This is a genomic window from Methanoregula sp. PtaB.Bin085, from assembly GCF_002067035.1.
In the GTDB taxonomy this organism is placed as follows: Archaea; Halobacteriota; Methanomicrobia; order Methanomicrobiales; family Methanospirillaceae; genus Methanoregula.
Genome location: NZ_MVQB01000060.1, coordinates 16,017 through 33,623, shown reverse-complemented (window position 1 = coordinate 33,623; position 17,607 = coordinate 16,017). Strand labels below are relative to the sequence as shown.

The following is a 17,607-nucleotide window of genomic DNA, read 5'->3' as shown; positions in this document are numbered from 1 at the left end:
GTATTAATTGTAAGTATCAAACTGATCAACTGAAGATACTACATCTTCTACGGCAGGATCGCGTAAAATACATCCTTCAATCTGCAGATCGCCAATGACGATTTTCTTGAAATTACGCTCCTTGAACCCTTCAATAACAACATAGTCCATCCCAAGTGCCTTGAGCAATTTGAGGATCGTGTCCAGCGAATTGTTCCGTATAGCAACTACTGATTTATCCCCGTCGATACCCGTAGAGATATCTGCACCGGCAGCGAAAAACAAGGTTGTGTCTTTTCCTTTTTCAAGTATGTATTCATGGTCAGCAAGGTGTTTGATCACCGCAACCCTCCCTTTTTTATTCAGTTGCGGGATGAGGGTTTTAATGAATGTTGTTTTGCCGGAATTGGATCGTCCGGTAACCTGAATGATTTTCATGCATCATCCTTTTCCGGGACATTCTCACCGGAAGGTATGTTCTTGTCTGTCTGTGGTTCAGGATTATTCATATCTGCGGAATATCGTGTGGTCCCGGTATCCTGTCGTTCAAGGTCGGACATGTCTCCTGATTTATTAAAAACAGGGACTTCATGGGAATTTTCCCGTTCAGTATCATGTACTTCTGATTCCGCTGCAGGATCCGAAGGTGTCGGGAAAAAAGCAGGAGAGGTTTTACTATCATCAGCCATTGTTCCCTCGGGAGGGTTTCCGGATTCCCCTGGCTGCCCCTCCCCACCTGCAGCAATTGCTTTAACAACCGATCCTTCCGGTGTATCTTGGGAGCGGCTTTCCTCTCCCCGATTTTTCAGGAGGGTTTTGGCAGCCTCCCCTACTCCTCGCATCACCTTGGTAATACGATCCTCAATATCAATCTCTTCGTCAATATCCAGCGTTGTGCCTTCGACTTCGAGTAGAAAACGTGCTACCTCACTTGCTTCAAACAGCAGATCGTCCAGTTCGTCAGTGGTAAAAAAACCGCACATGGCCCCGTAAAAGAAGGTAGCACTCGATTTACGCACTTTTTTCTTGAAGGCGTTGCGGGCCTGGTTCACTGCCTGGGGAGTATAGGTATCTTCCATGAATGGAACAAGTTCGGGGAGATGCTGACCGATAAATGTCATTTCAGCACCGCCGGAGGTACGGAAATCCGTGCAGAGACGGGCGAGGGCCCATTCCCTGGCTGTGATATATGTCCGCTTACGAAGGAAAGCATTAACCTTCCGGTATGCTGCTCCGTCAACTTTTTTGAATTTTTTATATTTATTTATCTCCTGCCGTGAATCCAGATTATCCATTGCATTACTTCCTTTCCATGTCGTCGATAAAGGTTTTTTTTCAGACCGGATGTCATTCCGGTTACCTATAGGGTATTATAACATATAGCAGTATTTGGTTTACATTAAGGATTAAAAATGCGATTTTACGTCGGAGAATGAATATTGCCGGTCATCAGGAATGCGTAAGGCCGGTCACCATGCAGGTACTATGATAATACACTCGCGCAATGTGTCGTTCATTGTTAATCTTAAGGAATTAGGGTCGTCCACCAGAAAAATATCGAGTGCATATTTCAGCTGAGCCAGATAATCTGCATGGCCAGCTTCTGGAATGCTCCACGCAACATAGTTCTTTAAGATTGCGGTGATACCAGCTGATATCCTGAAGATTTCTTCTGCCCTGGTGATCCCTAGTGAGGAAATTCGTTGCCCGGAACCGCTCTTTCCCATCCAATCCATACGAAAACTCGAACAAACTCAGATTCTTCATATGAACATTCAAGCCATCGTCAGGAATTGTGAGGGAAGATATCGGGCGATCGTCGGTATGGTCCGGGTTTACTTTTCGGTTCTTCCTGATGCGTGTGAATCAGTTCCCTCCGACATTTCAGGCTGTCAATTCCGGAATACCAACTCTCAAACATTACGAAATACGGTTGGGACCCTCTCCATGATGCTCCCTTGAGCAGGTCCCGGAAATGATCGTTCCTTGAAAACGCATCGCCGTCTATATCATAAATCCGGCAATCGACCGTGTAAGTATTGACATCATCGTTCCGGACAAGAGTTATCATACCGATTCTCTTAACTCCTGAAGGGTGCTTGCAACTCCATCGGTAATACCTCAGTTTGATCTGTTTCTATTGGATTGCACCGATGACCGTTTCGTGTGGTATCAGCCAGCGACATCTTCGTTCAATATATCGTTCAACCTCGTTCCACAACTCTCCCGGAGTTAGGGACCGCCTTGTCAGAAACGGATTGATTCTGTCATGCGCTCCTATCAGATCGTTAACCGAATAACACCCGGCTGTTTACGCACACGATTCATCGGATTGCGCCGCTACCAGGTATCTGATGTAATCGAATTGGTGATTTTCCATGACTTGTCCTCGGTCATTTCTTCTGTTGTTATAAAATTTTGATCTGCTGGTTCGAATACACTCTTGTGTAAGCCCATGGAAGTAAAACCGGTCATCGGAGACTAATATCCTCATCGAATCAGCTTATTGAATGATGATGAAGGTGCTTCAACTTTCGGATTTGCCGTGATAAAGGCAGGTTCGTAAGAGGGCTTTCATGAAGAAATACCTGCAAGAAGCGAAATCTGCAATTATTAGCGGAAGGGGGCTAGAAATTCCCCTTTTTGTTATAGCAATATATGGTTTATAATAAGAACCGGGATTTCAATTGGTTCTGTTTTTATATCGAAAAATCTCGGTTAGATCGCAAAAAGAAGCCTAATTTTTAATCTTTAAGGGCCGTTGATACAATGGGAAACCCTGGTGAGCCGAATCCATCAGACACAGGTACAACAAGTATCGGAATCCTATCGATGAGAGATATGGGGAGTCCTATGAGACCACTAATGCCAGGCGGAGTCAAATGACATGTCCCGGACACATGTACGAAGAAAATCCCGGGATGTTTCCGGTTAATGCTCTGATTATCCTCTCACCATTCTTCCGGTCTTCAATAAATCCTGAGCCGGCAGGCCTCTGTCGGGTTGTTGATATTTTGTTAATTGCGCGGTATTTTCCTCGTTAATAATCGTGTATGATTTTGGTATAATGATAAAAAGTGCGGATTTATTTTGCGTTCCTGATTTTTCAGCGGCGGTTTATTCCCGATAATTATTTGTATATCAAAAGAATTCGATTCTCTAATCTCTCATCATATATCGAAATTTTTCGAAATCAAATCAGGTTGAATGAGAAAATTCGAATCTCAATATTCCAACACCCTGCATCTGCCTACTTCTCCCGGTGGATATCAGATCCGTGCTCAACAGACCAAATGATTTCATTCCAAATACGTATCGGATAAAAATCCTGATGTTAATTGGAAAATCCTGATATTCAGATATCCATTTTATCGTCATGAAGAATAAAAGCATTGGGAAACCTATTTTTTGGTACTTCGCGTTCAATACTCATATTTATCGGAGTAATCCGGGATAGTCATCAAATATTATTGCTGATTGCGAAAAATACGTCATAAATTGGAAATGCTGAATTTTTAAAATTCTGGTTATTGTCGTAAATAGTAGATTTTTTTGGATTCAGATATATTGGAAACATTCTGTTTGATCCTGTCAGATTGATATTCATCGTTTTTCTCTCTCAATAACACCCTTTTTCCCTTGAAAATGATTCCAAATTGAAATAATTTCCTGAAATTACCCAAACAAGAAATGTGAATCTCAAAACTTTAGATAATTATTTTATCTCGTATCTTATACAATTTTTTTCGGATTCCAATTGAACTGGATCATATGTCAGGATAAATAATCTGCCCTCGTGATGCCTGGTCTATACCACAACCTTCTCAGATACAATCGGGAAAAATGGTGCCCCCATTTTTATTATGGCATTTCTGTCTGATAGCCGAGGCATCCAGCAAGAAGGTTTCAATCCTCTATTCCGTGTCTATTACGATTTCCCCTTTACCCGGTGATACTGGAAAATTATTACCCCGATCATTTTTATCCTACGAATTCCTGTTTTTACCCCATACTTTGGAAATCCGAAATTTCTATTGTTTCATACATTCTTACGGAGATCATTATATGTGATGCCCGAAAATGCATTGGAGCAAAGCAAAAAACCGGAATTTTCGGAAATGTGCGGAATTGGGATAACTGTCTTCCGACAATCAGGCCTCGGTTGCACCAGTCTCTCTTCGACAATATTTTCCTTCGGGATGATAGCGATGGTTATTTGCTATTCTCATTGGTTTACATGAATGAGACATTATGCATTCTGTCTCAGGCGAGAGTGATTATTGTAACTTGCCCTGATTATCCGTGGCTCTTGACCTTCATCACAATTCCAAACAAGCCATGGTTGAAACGCGGACGGGAGGATTCCTGCATTGCGGTTATTTCAACCAGTAAATTCCCAACAACCATATCTGTGAAGATGCAGATTGTCTAAAAAATCTGATTCCGAACCAGAAAATGTGGTTTGCGTGGCTTGGGAACCGCACTCCTGGAAATTGATCTCCCTGGTACTATCTTCCAGTTTTTCGTGTATGAAATTACGGTGCTGTAACCGTTCCTGAAAAGGTTACCGTAACCCGGCATACAAGATTGCCATAGCCCCGGAAAGTAACAACAAAGATCCTTTCAGGGCCTGATTGCTGGAGAGAAACAGGTTATGGCAATCCTGTCAATATCAGATCGTGCCCCTGATGATCGGGAGGAAAGCAGGAAAAACCCTGTATCCTCCGGTTGCATATCCTGAAGACCAGCTGCAGACCCGCCAGGGATTTTTTTTCATTTCCTGCATCCCGTTTTCAGGTCATAATCCATAAAAGTATGCCCGCTCGCTGTTCACCATAATGCGATGAATAATACGGTCCCCTGGAAGTAACGACTGAAAATCCTCATATTCGCGTTCTGTACAAGGATCCTATAAACTTTGGATGAATTGTCAGCGGCAAATGAAAAATCGGTCGTTTTGCATGATAAGGCCCAACCATTGTTTCCAGTGGAGTTTGTTTCCGGCGGGAAGGCAGGAATCATCCCATCAGAAAATTTGCGCGATTTCCTGTGGAGATATCGCAATTTGGGCACTTCGCAGAACGTCTATTCTGCGCAAACCTTTATTATTTGGAGATAAGATAGAATAGAGCATGGAAAGCGGGTATTTTTCTGAGTGGCTCAAGAGCTACCGGAATTACCTCCGTATGCGCAACTATTCCCCCCGTACCCTGGACAGTTACGAACAGGTCATCAGGCACTTCGGGTACTATATATGGCTCCGCCGCAACACGGATGTGACGAAGCTCGTTTTCTACTGGAAGGACTTCGAAAAGGCCCGGCTCGACACACCTGTTGAGGTGAGTCCGGTCATGGTGAATGATTTTTTATCGTTTGTCTCATCGATGCAGACCTATAAACCCAAGACGTTCCACCGGATTATCTCGACACTCAGCTCCTTTTACCGCTTTCTCTACTCCCAGAATGTTGTCAGGGCCAATCCCCTGACCGGGATCGACCGGCCGCGAATCAAACAGCAGGAAGTAAAATACCTGAAACACAATCAGGTTCTCCGCCTTATCGATTCCATCGGGGACATCCGGGACAAGCTGATTGTAAGGACCATCTACGCAACCGGGGTCCGGGTCTCGGAGCTCTGCAGCATCAATATCGAAGACATCGATTTCGATGAACATACCATCAGGATCCGCGGGAAGGGTGATAAGATCCGGACCGTTTTTGTTGACGAGGAAACCCTTGGCGAGATCTCGAAGTTCATCGGCAACCGGATCATCGGGCCGCTCTTTGTCGGACAGCAGGGAAAGCATATCTCCTCCCGTGCCATCCAGCATATCTTCCGCCACTACGCTCCGCAGGGCATCACCCCTCACAAGATCCGTCACAGTTATGCAAGCGAACTCTACAAGCGTTCGAAGAACCTCCGCGTTGTCCAGGAGAACCTCGGCCATACCTCCATCAAGACCACGGAGATTTATCTCCACACAGATATTGATGAACGGCGGCAGGTCTACCAGCAGTATTTCCCCCTCTCCGGGACAGATGAGAAGGCATAAGCACCCTGTTTCTTGCGTTCATCCTGCGGTTCCGGTGACTGTGAATCCTTTCGTACGGAAATCCCCCAGAAAGGTCTCTTTTTAAATTCCGTGTCTTTTAATTTCATATTTTTCTCTCCCGAATAACCGCGTCGCCCCTTATCATAAACCACATAATGCTATATAAAATCGGTGTATTTTTGACCTTGATCTCTTATATTTTTGTATTTGATCTTCTCCAGGGGCGGTTTCTTCCATTCCCGGATGTGCGTCGCTCCGTCCCGCACATCGATTCTGGTATTCTTTCCCCCGTATCCATGTGAGGGACGATGGCAATTGGACTCTGATCTCGCTATGCGGCTTTTGACAGCGCCGGTGGTATTCCCCGGCTGGATTCCGGCCTCGTTATAGGTTTCATTGAGCATCCGAAAATTGTAATCGAATCAACTTCTCTTCTCCTTCGTAAATTATGGAATTGTGAAATTTCAGGGCGTTGATTTTGTGAACATAATCAGAATTCTTCAAATTCTACATCTGAAAATTTCGCCCTCTTAATTTTTTAAACATTTAATTATCGGTGTAAATCATTGGATATTCCTGGATTTCCAATTATAATTTTGGAAATGACGATATCATTGTCCTGTCGGTTTGTGATGAATTTTTTTGTTTTCAATTTTTTGATTTCTTACATCTTAATACTTTAAAAAGCAAATTTTTTCATTTTCAAATTGCAGTCGTGAAAATCCATCATCTTCATTTTTCTCTCACGGAGTTGTGCCCCTGGCAAGCCATGGGCTGGAAACCTCCTGCAGCGTACCTCTCCCGGTTCTATTGTTTGCCACTGATTATTCTGAATCATTTAATCATCGTCATTATTTGAAAAAACCTGAATTTTGATTTTCAATTCATCGGATGGAGACTATATGGATTGAAAACTTTCGATTTCTATTGTAATCCGGACATTCCGATGAATATCAGTTTCTGGAGAGAAACCATGACCTGAACGAATCCATTTTTCAGGTAATCTCTGTGACAACGGCAGAAAGTATGCGATCCAATGAATGAAGTCGCATGATTTTATGACGGAGTAACGTTCAAATCAGAAAAAATCCAATCTTTTGACATGCCCCGTGTCCACAAACGCAAATACGAAAAGATCGACCAGTCCGAGATTGACCTCGTGGTCCAGTGCCAGGACAGCCACGAATTCTACAAGCGTTACCGCGAAACCTTTCCTGACAAGAAGAAGGGCGTTGACTCCATCGGCAAGATATGGAAACGCCGGGGGGAATTTATAAAAAAACTCCACCCGGAGCCCGAGATCCCTGAAGGGGCAGCAACGATCCCTCCGGAACTGGTGAATATGATTGCCACCCAGAACAAGGTCCTTACTGAGATATCCGTCCTTGTCAGGGAACAACTGCAGGTGACAAAAGAGATTCTCGGCTATCTCCCCAAGTGGACACCGAAGACCGAGGAACATATCCAGAAACCTCCTGCACAGCCCAGATCCCCGGAGCACAAGGAGCCGGTGAAAAAGCCGGGGCACGAAAAGCCGCCTGCGGATATCATGATCGGGTCATGATATCGGTTTTTCCATTTCTCTCCAGTCTTCGCCGTTAAATCTCCGGATTGCACGGCAGATGACGGCTGTCGTGCCTGTCCGGGATCATTCCGAAGGTATCCTTATCACACCGGACCTCCAATGATATTTCGCCTTTTTCCTGTTTCAGGACAGGGCAGAGCACCAACCCCCGTAGTGTAGTAGAACATCAAGACCACTACACTTATCTTCCGCATAGTCTTCATTTCATATATGCAGGATCACGTTTTTCACCAAAGGGACGGTCCTGAATACATTGATTCCCGTCTGACTCCACAGATGGAAAAAGGTCGGCTGAGTCCCTCAGATGTATCCCTCATAAAAGAATTCCTCTATGAGCGAAAGGCCAAGAAGAATTTATCCGGGGGCCGAATTGCACTTTATGTTGATCATCTCATCAGACTCCGTGATTTTTTACCAGGGCCTTACAATGAAATGACAACCGGCGCATACATGGAGGCAATCTCCAAGATCAAGACCGGCAAGCGGCTTAATGGTGACAAGTTCTCGGAAAATACGATTCACGATTATATCCTCTCCCTCAAGGTTTTCTCGGAATGGCTTGTCAAGAAAAAGATCGTTAATATCCCGATCGAGGAAATCAAGGAGATCAAGGTCCCCAAGGCCCCGATGATGACAAAAACTCCTGACGACATGCTCACGGAGGAGGATGTGCAGAAGCTGATTGGTGTCTGTGAGAACTCCAAAGAGCGGGCCCTGATCGCGTGTGTCTTTGATGCGGCCCTGCGCATCGAGGAGGCTGGCTACCTGAGATGGCGGCAGATCCAGAAGCTCAAACACGGGATCTCCATCACGACCGACAAGAAGACCGGCTATCCCCGGTACATTCCCTGCCCGACCGCGTGGACCTATCTGAAGACCTGGAAGATGGATTATCCGGCAATCCACGGCATTCCGCCTGAAGGCGATAACTTTGTTTTCCTGACGCATGAGGGGAAGCCATACCTTTACAGCGGATTCCAGTATCTCATGAAAAAATTCAGCAGGAAGCTGAAGCAGCAGGGCGATAAGGTGCTGGCCGACAAAATTCACTTCCATTTGTTGCGGCACTCAAAGCTGACCCATTACGCGAAGCAGAACATGAATGAATCAATCCTTTGCAAGATCGGCTGGGGCAAGCGATCCGGTATGGTCGAGAAGTACGTGAACCTCTCATCTGTTGATGTAGAGAACGCGGTGATGGGTATCGCCGGAATAAAGGATATGGAAGTGCAGAAATCGGTTTTTGTCCCTGGTGTCTGCCCGCATTGTCTCTGCAAGGAGGTGCCGCCGACTGCCACATACTGTCCGGAATGCGGCGGCGAACTTACAGAGGAAGCGATGGATGATACCGAGAGGATCGCCCGGAGTGTTCGGGAGAATCCGCAGTCCCTCAGGAAACTCGTCGATGAGATGGTTGAGGAGAAGATGGCGAGGGCCGGGGCAAAATAGAAAAAAATTACTTATACATTTTTTTATAACAGGTATAGCAGACGGGTTTTTCAACGGATTGTTTCGATTCTTTTCCACATACATGACAATATTTCTCTGGGTAGGTTCTGTCAGAATATTTTGCCCAGACCGGATAGCATTTTGAGCACAATGGTTTATCCGGATTTAGTTCCATCTGTGCGTGACACCGAATACAAAAACCAACATTTTTTTCTGATTTGGGGAGGGGTTTTATTACTGGCTTTTCTTTGGCTGGTTCTGCCTTTGCAGGTTTCGTTTGTTCAGTGTCGTATGTAACTTTATATTGGATTTTATCAGCATCTTCGATTAATCGTGTAACTTCTTTGAGTATTTTGTCGTAGATTTCCTTATCTTCCGCAGCGTCGAAAATCAGACCTACTTCTTTGTTATTTTGCTGGGAATGCATGTACAGATTCATTGAAGTGATTATCGCCGTAGATTCGTTAAGATATATTTTTGCATGGAGACCTTCAATCGATTTGATTTTCGCGTTTTCAAGGTCTTGAAGAAAACTAATATCATCGGGAGACCATTTGCTGTCTGTCCGACAAACTACCTTAATATCGATTAATGGCTGACGGTCTGCCTCTTTAATCAAGCTTCTCAAATTTTTCGAGATTTGAAGATACGGACTTATTAGAAATAACTGCTTACGAGCATTCTTCACTAACTCGTCTAAGGCAGCTGAAACGCCATTAGTTGTATAAAATTTTACCATTCACGCACCTCAATACATCGTTCTTCTCGCTCATATGATAAATGTGTGATTATTTTTTTTACGTTTTAGGTTCTAATGCGGCATCTCCCGCCTCTGTAAAACTTCCAACCACAATCTTGATGATAGCCTTTCCAATTTTCAAAATTTTTGGCCGCGCTATGCATTTTGGTGCAGTAAAATCAACTCTTTGTCTTACACTTGTATGACAAAAAGCGCCCATGTAACTCGCTGGTTCAGAAAACCCTTTAAACAACCACGAATTTATAAAAGTATTACAATGCTGTGCTACTTCCTAACACAGACGGGTAAACGACTGAAGGCTGCGGCAGAATCGATCGGTGATCGAATCATTGATTTGTTCCGCAGGCCCGACCCCGTTACTCAGCTGAAGTGCCAGGCAGGGCTGAACAGCTTCGCGTCCAAAGCCGGATGCAGCATGAACACGGGACAGTGGAGCCGATTGACGCAAAGCCACGCCCCGATATTCTCTCTCTTTACATTCTTTGGTGATCGTCAGTAGTTCCGGATAACCGGCAACCGTGATCCGTTCATGGCATTAATCCAATAGGCCACCTGCCGTTTCGAGAAGAACGACATCTGACCGGATTATAGCCGTGGCTCTTTTCGGCCCGGACCTTCGGAACACCACGGGAAAAGCGGGACGTGTGGATGTGGGCGCCCCGGATGCAGAGGAGAACAACAGAACGATTCAACACATGGAGGAAAAAAATGCAGAACGCATCTGCACACGCGGCGGTGCGGAAGGACATTCCCACGCCGGCAAACGTATCGAATGGAACGACGACTGAAGAACCATTGATGGTCACCCAGGAAGCTATCGAGGCTTACGAGCGGCGGACCGGGTTCGTAGGTATCGGGAGGATCATGGTCGAGGACGGGCACTGGATCATCGTCACGAAAGAAGAGCTTGCACGGTCACGGGCCCAGGCGCACGCGAACCGTCATCCGGACACGCGCCAGCGGGGTGTAGCATGACCCGCTTCTCTGCCGGCATCGTCATGACCGGGAGCGACGGCTATGTTCATGTGCGGATCTGGGACAAGTCGTACTTCATCTGTCCCGAAGATATGGGGATGCTGTTGTTTGTCGGCGAAACCGTGCCGCTGCTGCACAAGAATCCGGATCCGACCGGCTCATCCGTTACCTCCGGGTCCGTCTCGCTCAATCCCTCGGGCCGGGCCGTGATATTGTCGATTGGCAGCATCCGGTACATGCTCCCCCGCGACCGGTTCATTGCGGTTGCGCTCGGTGAGGATGTGTCCTGCATCCTCTTCGAGGTCCCAGGTGATGTTCCGGAGCCGGAGATAATTTCACCGAAGAAGGGAGGTGTCGCCTCATGACCAGCCGTCGCGGTACGCTCGTGGAGGACGGGGCCCGCGAGCTACTCCGCCTGCACGGCTATGGAGTCGAGGTCATCCCGCCCGGGTTCAACAAGAAGTACCCGCCGGCTCATCTCGTTGCGACCCTGCCCACGGGCGAGACGCGGTTCATCCGCATCCGGAAACTGTCGCATCTGCCGTCCACCATTGACACGGTGATGCTGAAGTGCCGGATGGACCTGGCACAATTCCGGAAACACCTCGCCCGACATGCACGCGAAGCCGGGTACCATTACGAGATCTGGATCTACTCGCTCACGCATGGGTTCCGCTGCTTCGAGGTATTCGGGGACAGCATCCGCGAGATCCCAAAGCTCACGCTGCAGGACCTCAGTGTATCCCGGGCCGGAGGTGTGGCATGATCGCGAAGAGCACTTTTGTTGTCTCGCTGGAACGGGCAACCGAACTGCTGGCGGCCCGGGGGTACGAGCCGGTGCTGCCGGTCGAGAGCAGTTTCCTTGCCCGGTACATCCCGGTCCACCTGGTCGGGCTGCGGGGCGATTATGAAATGCTCGGCGTGAAGATCCGGGCGGCCTACGGCAGCGTCAGCGAGCCGTATGTTGAATCATTCTGTCGGTTTGAGATCTGCCAGTTCCGCTCGCTCCTGACGATGAACCCGGGCAATGTCTTCATCCGGTGCGAGGTCTGGGTCATCTCGCCGAACGGCTCGATCCACTGCTATGAGGTCCTGCCCGACTCCATCCGGGAGGTGGCTGCCTATGCCCGATGAGAAGCAGAAGCCTGACGTCACGACCGAGAAGATCGAAGGCATCCCGCTCTACCTGATCCCGAAAGCGATCGCGGACCTGATCAAGAAGAAGGGCGAATCGGTCTTTCATATCTTTGTCGAGCGCAAATTCCATCACCGCTATACCGTGAAGGTCGAGACCTTCGACGAGCACGCGGAGCGGGTGAAGCAGGAGGAGCCTGCCCCGGAAGAAGGCGACGGGCATGGCTGATCCCGAATGTTTCGCGCAGCAGACCAGAGCGGGGAACCGGGTGGTGACGTGTGGATGGTCTGCTCCGTGATGCTGTCAGCCTTCTAGCCAGGCCCGGGCAGGTTGTCGAGGTCCGGGCGCTCACCGACCTGTTCACCCACAGCGGATACTTCAGCGATCCCGCCGCGCTTGTGCGGGCCGTTGAACCGCTCGATGCCGATAACACGGTTCACGGCATCTATGTGACTCTGAACGAGGTGAACCCGGCCCTGCTCTCGCGCCGGGCGAACCGGATCAAGATGCGCCTGGGCAAGAAAGACAGCACGACGAGCGATGCGGATATCCTGCGCCGCCGCTGGCTGCCGGTCGATATCGACCCGCTGCGCCCGAGTGGAATGTCGAGCACGGATGAGGAGCACGGCCTTGCGCTGGCGAAAGTTGATGAGGTTGCCCGCTGGCTCGCCGGGCTCGGTTTCCCGGACCCGGTCCGGGCCGACTCCGGCAACGGGGCCCACCTGCTGTACCGCATCGACCTGCCGAACGATGATGCGGCCCTGGCCCTGGTGAAGGGCTGCCTTGCCACGCTCGATGCGCTCTTCTCGGACGACCGCGTGACAGTGGATACGGCGAACTTCAACGCCGCCCGCATCTGGAAACTCTACGGCACGATATCGCGGAAGGGCGATAGTACGCCCGAACGCCCGCACAGAAGAAGCCGGATTCTCTCGGCCCCCGCTGAGCTGAAAGTCGCGACAGTTGAACAGCTCAGGGACCTCGCGGCCCGGCTGCCGACAGAGACCACAGCGCAGCCGCAGCCGGCCACGGCAAAGGGCAAGGGTTTCGACCTGCGCCGCTGGCTTTCCGATCATAGCATTGGGGTGCGGTCCGAGAAGCCGTACAGCGGCGGGACTCTCTTCATCCTCGACCAGTGCCCGTTTTCGTCGGCCCACAAGGACGGGGCCTTTGCTATCCAGTTTGCGAATGGCGCTGTCTTCGCCGGCTGCAAACACACATCCTGCGGCGGCGGAACGCAGCGGTGGCAGGAGCTCCGCGAGCGGTACGAGCCGGACAGAGCAGCGAAGCGGAAGCAGTGGGAGCAGAATCAGCAGACCTCCCGGAGGGACCGGGCCCGGGCGAAGGCCGAGCAGGAAGGGAGAACCGACCCGGGGCCGGCCCCGGTCGCGGCTTCTCCCGACACTAAGGCTACGGCTCTCGACGTTCTCGAACACGGCGACCCGGTGGCTCTGATGCTCCGGACCTTCGCCCAGGAGCATGTCGGCGACGAGATTGTAGCCCGGTGTATGATCCTTTCGATGGCATCGCAGCATGTGAAGAACTCGGACGGGCTGCATGTCTCCGTGACCGGGGATTCCGGCAAGGGCAAGACCCATGCCTTCCGGAAGATGATGCGCCAGGTGCCGGATGAGTACAAGGTGAAGGGCACGGTGAGCAACAAGGCCCTCTATTACATGAAGGACCTCCGGCCCCGCACGGTCCTGATGAGCGACGACACTGAGCTCTCGGACGGGATTCAGGAAATCCTGAAGTCCGCGACCTCGAACTTCCACGAGCCGATCACGCATACGACGGTCACCAAGGACCTTACCTCGCGGGTCTGCACGATCCCTGAGCGGTGCATCTGGTGGATTGCGAAGAAAGAAGGGACCGGGGACGATCAGGTGATGAACCGTATGCTCACCTGCTGGATTGACGAATCCTCGGAGCAGGACGCCAGGGTACTTGTGGCGAAGCAGGCCCGCGAGATGCTGGACCCGGACCTCTTTGTTGAGGAATCCGATGAGCTCAGGACCTGCAGGGCCATCTGGGAGATCCTGCACGATAAGCTGATCTGGATCATTATCCCGTACTCGCGGCAGATCCGGTTCAACGCCATCTGCAACCGGCGCAACCCCGACATGCTCTATGACCTAATCAAAAGCCATGCAGCCCTGTTCTTCATGCAGCGACAGCAGAAGATGAGCGAGGACGGGACGCTCTGCGTGTACGCGAACGAGGCGGATTTCACGGCAGCGAACGATGTCTTCACACTCCTGAACGGCACGGCGGGCGGGCAGGAATCGAAGATGACGAAGAAGGAGTCGGACCTGCTCGCGATCATCGAGAAGGCAGACCTGCCGGAGTTCACCATCCAGGACCTGCAGCGGTTCACGGGCGGGTCCTACATGGGGATCTATCGGATGCTCAAGGGCTACGACAGCCGGGGGAAGAACTACACGGGCCTCTTAGAGAAGTGCCCGGCCCTCTCGTTCACGGACCGGACGGTAACGATGAGCGACGAGGAAGGCGTATCGGTCCGGCGCAGGACCGAAGCGTTCACATGGAGCCGCGAGATCTACCGAGAGTGGGTGAATGGCGGGGCCTGCTGGCTCGACCGCGACCCGAAAGGCGGCGATGACGACGGTGGCTCGGGTTCGTTTTCAGCATTACAGCATGTTTACAGCAGTTTTACAGCAACTGCTGTAAATCAAAATGGCAAACCCGGAGCGCCCGGTTCCAGCAAAGAAGATGATTGTACAAATAATTCTGTACTAAAAGAAGGTCATTTACAGCAAAACCGGAATTATGGAGACGGTCAAAATTCCGGGAAAAATACAGATCCGTATCTCCATGATTCTGAAAATGCTGTAAATAAAAATCGATCTCGGACCGGAGCTGGACAAACAGCGAATCCGGGCCTACCGGTCACCCCGGATTCTTACAGCACGTGCAGTAAAACTGCTGAAATGAACCCGGATCCGGACCCCCCTGCAGTAAACACGGACCAGGTCCGACCCATCAGAGCCCGCGACTACAAAAAACTCGAGGTCCCGGAGCCGAAAAGTCCGTGCTGGTCCTGTGGGAAGAAAGGCTCCCGTTATGTTGAGAAGTACACGGCAGAACGGCGGGCTCGGCCAAAGGACCAGCAGCAGGCACGGCGGATCTGCCGCACGTGCTTCAACGAGTCGGTGAAAGCGGAGCAGACCGCCTCGGTCCCGCTGCCCGGAGCCGTGGAGATCTCCCGATGTAGTCGGGTGACCGCTGATATCGGGAAGTGCTCGATCTGCGGGGTTGCGAAAGCGGTGTGGCTCGACCCCGAAGCGGGCGTTAAGCTCTGTGAGCATTGTTACGGGAGAGGGTTGAGAGAAGAGGCGGAGGAGAGTGGGGTGGTGTGAATATGGCTTTTTGAATCAGACAATCATCCGAGGAAGTGGCATTCCGCCAATAATCAAACAAACCGATTTCTTTATAGTTTGGCAAGTTGCCCATGAAATGTTGAAAGGGAAAATTCATGGGATGGAAACATATTCAAAATGACTCCAAAAAAATAAGAGCAAAACTGGCTGCCAAAGCAAAAAAAGTGATCGAGGAAACGCCGGGTCTTCATATTTTCTCAAATATCACCCTGAATGGCTACAAGGTTGAACATCATTATTCATTCTCGACTTTCTATTTTCGTCAAGAAGTTGCTTCTCTCCTACCACGTGAATTAGCCGATCGCTATGTTCAGACGACAGAGACGGGAGCGAGAATTCTTAAAAAAAGGTGTTTGAAAGTGATCCTTAAACAATTGGATATCCCCTTCTTTAATTACCTGGATGAATCAAATTACCAGTTTCTTCTGATTGATCCGGGAGTCTTGGACATTAAGAAACAAATTAAGACAAAGATGATAAGACTTCATAATCTGAGAGACCCTGAATCATCTGTTGAAAAAGCACGAAAAGAATTCTCAAATGCCTACACTCCATGGGATTCCAATGAGGATTCAGATCTGGAAAGAAAATTTCTTGCCGGGAAAAATATGCGGGAATTATCTGAAATCTTTCAGCGTCAGGAAAGCGCTATTGAGGCGCATTTAAAGAAATTAGGGCTGATGGACTAAATTTTCTTCAATGAAAAGCTTAATCCGCCTACAGTGCGTATGATCGTACGATCATACGCACACACGATCACTTGAATGATCGAAATCTATTGCGTTTTTTAAACTTAATGCACCGAGTCCAACCATTCTGAGTCATTTGACCGGAGCAGGTTTCCGGTGTGTTGTTGCAAACGTACCATCATGTTTCCCCGTGCACTGAGTCTTATGTTACCATTCTGAGTCGTTTGACCGGAGCGGGTATCCGGTGTGTTGTTGCAAACGTACCATCACCTTTCCCCGTGCACTGAGTCCGATGTTACCATTCTGAGTCGTTTGACCGGAGCGGGTATCCGGTGTGTTGTTGCAAACGTACCATCACCTTTCCCCGTGCACTGAGTCTTATGTTACTTTCTGAGTCGTTTGCTTAACGTGTAAAAAGTACCCTTTCCGGTTATTCCCTGCTTTTCGAGGATCCCTTTATGAACAAGATCGTTCAGGTCACGGAACGCGGTCTGCCGAGAGATTTTCGCGAGAGTGGAATACTCAGTACTATTCACACGACCCGTGTCTCTTACAATTTCTATGGCGATTTTTTGCCGGGCACTGATCCCTAATTCTTTCATTATCGCATCTGTCAGCCAGTCTCTCCAAAGTGTGACAACGAACTGTCCTCCGCGCTGTTCGAAACCTGGCTCTGGAAGACCCGCCTCCTTGCAATACGTGATTATATCGAGCGTTCCGGTACCGGCTTTCTCGATATAATGCGTTAAATACAGTGGATGGGCAATGAGCGGGTTGTGTGGAATTGAGGGATGTTCTGCCTTGAGGCTGTCGGGTGTCAGGTCCGAGGGCAAGGCTCCAGGATTCCATACTTCTACTCGGTCAGTGAAAACCATAACCTGAACTGCTGCCTTGGATGTGTAATCCCGGTGGACAACAGCATTCACAATTGCCTCATGAATAGCAGGGACCGGGATCTCATAGTCGGTATCACTCACCGGTGTTTCATCACGTGCAGGAACGCGGCGATCGAGTTTTGAAAGTACAAAATCTGCAGCATCATCCACCTGATCGAAGAGCGTCCCAGTGTAAATCTGATAGGAGGGAATTGGTTTCTCGATCTTTGTGCCCCGGAAGCTCAGGCATTTGATCTCCGCTGATGGGAGAAAATGGTGACTGTTTTTCCCGAAGAGAAGTACCGCTGCATGCGTAGGCTGTGATCCATCAAGCAGATTTAAGTGAGACAGTACCACCTCTACCGGTGTGCCTGCCCGGAGGGGAAATTTCCGCTCCTTCTTTGAGACCGAGAGGAACCAGGCGATTTTTTCCGGAGAAATATCGTCGATCGATGCACCGTTACATATCGCTTCGTCAAAAGGCTTGTGTCGCAGAAGGCCATTCTCGCTGAGGTATTGGACAAGCGCCGCATAGACCTGAGTTTTCAGATCTGAAATATCCGTGAAACGTCGCCGTATTACCTGCCCTGCTGCTTTCCGGATAAGAGCAGACATCTTGTCGTGCCTTCCTGCGTCATCGGAACCCTGCACGAAAATCAGCCGGTGCTTGCATTGTTCGGTTGCGCGATTAAATTCCTTTTCAGTC

General features: G+C 49.3%; 15 protein-coding genes. 10 read left to right on the top strand and 5 right to left on the bottom strand.

What is annotated here, in order from left to right; translation table 11 throughout:
- Nucleotides 1-3: 3 nt before the first annotated feature.
- The 3 genes from mobB to A4E33_RS12580 all read right to left on the bottom strand — a co-directional run bounded on the left by mobB (nucleotide 4) and on the right by A4E33_RS12580 (nucleotide 1,715).
- A complete protein-coding gene (mobB, locus tag A4E33_RS12590; protein ID WP_292348586.1) occupies nucleotides 4-417 on the bottom strand; it encodes a molybdopterin-guanine dinucleotide biosynthesis protein B in 414 nt (137 codons plus the stop codon).
- Nucleotides 414-1,274, bottom strand: a complete 861-nt coding sequence (locus A4E33_RS12585; protein ID WP_292348584.1) for a DUF5806 family protein — start codon at nucleotides 1,272-1,274, stop codon at nucleotides 414-416. The genes mobB and A4E33_RS12585 overlap by 4 nt, the downstream gene beginning before the upstream one ends.
- Before the next feature lie 174 nt (nucleotides 1,275-1,448).
- Nucleotides 1,449-1,715: a hypothetical protein gene (locus A4E33_RS12580; protein ID WP_292348583.1), complete on the bottom strand. Its 267-nt coding sequence runs from the start codon at nucleotides 1,713-1,715 to the stop codon at nucleotides 1,449-1,451.
- Nucleotides 1,716-5,111: 3,396 nt separating this feature from the next.
- On the opposite strand from A4E33_RS12580, the gene xerA reads away from it, so the two are divergent.
- The 3 genes from xerA (at nucleotide 5,112) to A4E33_RS12565 (ending at nucleotide 9,066) form a co-directional block, all read left to right on the top strand.
- Nucleotides 5,112-6,032: a site-specific tyrosine recombinase/integron integrase gene (gene xerA / locus A4E33_RS12575; RefSeq protein WP_292348581.1), complete on the top strand. Its 921-nt coding sequence runs from the start codon at nucleotides 5,112-5,114 to the stop codon at nucleotides 6,030-6,032.
- Between the two features lie 1,102 nt (nucleotides 6,033-7,134).
- Nucleotides 7,135-7,596 (top strand): hypothetical protein, encoded by a 462-nt coding sequence (locus A4E33_RS12570; protein WP_292348580.1) that lies wholly within the window; start codon nucleotides 7,135-7,137, stop codon nucleotides 7,594-7,596.
- 453 nt (nucleotides 7,597-8,049) lie between these two features.
- Entirely contained in the window at nucleotides 8,050-9,066 is a 1,017-nt protein-coding gene (locus A4E33_RS12565; protein ID WP_292348579.1) for a site-specific integrase, read from the top strand.
- 7 nt (nucleotides 9,067-9,073) lie between these two features.
- On the opposite strand, the gene A4E33_RS12560 is transcribed toward A4E33_RS12565, so the two are convergent.
- Nucleotides 9,074-9,805 (bottom strand): phospholipase D family protein, encoded by a 732-nt coding sequence (locus tag A4E33_RS12560; protein WP_292348577.1) that lies wholly within the window; start codon nucleotides 9,803-9,805, stop codon nucleotides 9,074-9,076.
- A gap of 729 nt (nucleotides 9,806-10,534) precedes the next feature.
- Between A4E33_RS12560 and A4E33_RS12555 the strand changes: the two genes are divergently transcribed.
- From A4E33_RS12555 to A4E33_RS12525, 7 genes are all read left to right on the top strand, one after another.
- Entirely contained in the window at nucleotides 10,535-10,801 is a 267-nt protein-coding gene (locus A4E33_RS12555; protein ID WP_292348576.1) for a hypothetical protein, read from the top strand.
- On the top strand, nucleotides 10,798-11,166 hold the full coding sequence (locus tag A4E33_RS12550) for a hypothetical protein (protein WP_292348575.1): 369 nt from the start codon (nucleotides 10,798-10,800) through the stop codon (nucleotides 11,164-11,166). The genes A4E33_RS12555 and A4E33_RS12550 overlap by 4 nt, the downstream gene beginning before the upstream one ends.
- Entirely contained in the window at nucleotides 11,163-11,567 is a 405-nt protein-coding gene (locus tag A4E33_RS12545; RefSeq protein WP_292348574.1) for a hypothetical protein, read from the top strand. The genes A4E33_RS12550 and A4E33_RS12545 overlap by 4 nt, the downstream gene beginning before the upstream one ends.
- Nucleotides 11,564-11,935 carry a hypothetical protein gene (locus tag A4E33_RS12540; RefSeq protein WP_292348573.1) on the top strand — a complete coding sequence of 124 codons (372 nt, stop codon included), beginning with the start codon at nucleotides 11,564-11,566 and terminating at the stop codon, nucleotides 11,933-11,935. The genes A4E33_RS12545 and A4E33_RS12540 overlap by 4 nt, the downstream gene beginning before the upstream one ends.
- Nucleotides 11,925-12,164 carry a hypothetical protein gene (locus tag A4E33_RS12535; RefSeq protein WP_292348572.1) on the top strand — a complete coding sequence of 80 codons (240 nt, stop codon included), beginning with the start codon at nucleotides 11,925-11,927 and terminating at the stop codon, nucleotides 12,162-12,164. Before A4E33_RS12540 ends, A4E33_RS12535 begins: the two co-directional genes overlap by 11 nt.
- Nucleotides 12,165-12,214: 50 nt before the next feature.
- Nucleotides 12,215-15,316 (top strand): hypothetical protein, encoded by a 3,102-nt coding sequence (locus A4E33_RS12530; RefSeq protein ID WP_292348571.1) that lies wholly within the window; start codon nucleotides 12,215-12,217, stop codon nucleotides 15,314-15,316.
- Nucleotides 15,317-15,432: 116 nt separating this feature from the next.
- Entirely contained in the window at nucleotides 15,433-16,026 is a 594-nt protein-coding gene (locus A4E33_RS12525) for a hypothetical protein (protein ID WP_292348570.1), read from the top strand.
- Nucleotides 16,027-16,409: 383 nt separating this feature from the next.
- Here A4E33_RS12525 and A4E33_RS12520 read toward each other — a convergent pair whose 3' ends face one another.
- Complete coding sequence (locus tag A4E33_RS12520) at nucleotides 16,410-17,516, bottom strand: ATP-binding protein (RefSeq protein WP_292348569.1); 1,107 nt, start codon at nucleotides 17,514-17,516, stop codon at nucleotides 16,410-16,412.
- Nucleotides 17,517-17,607 lie beyond the last annotated feature (91 nt).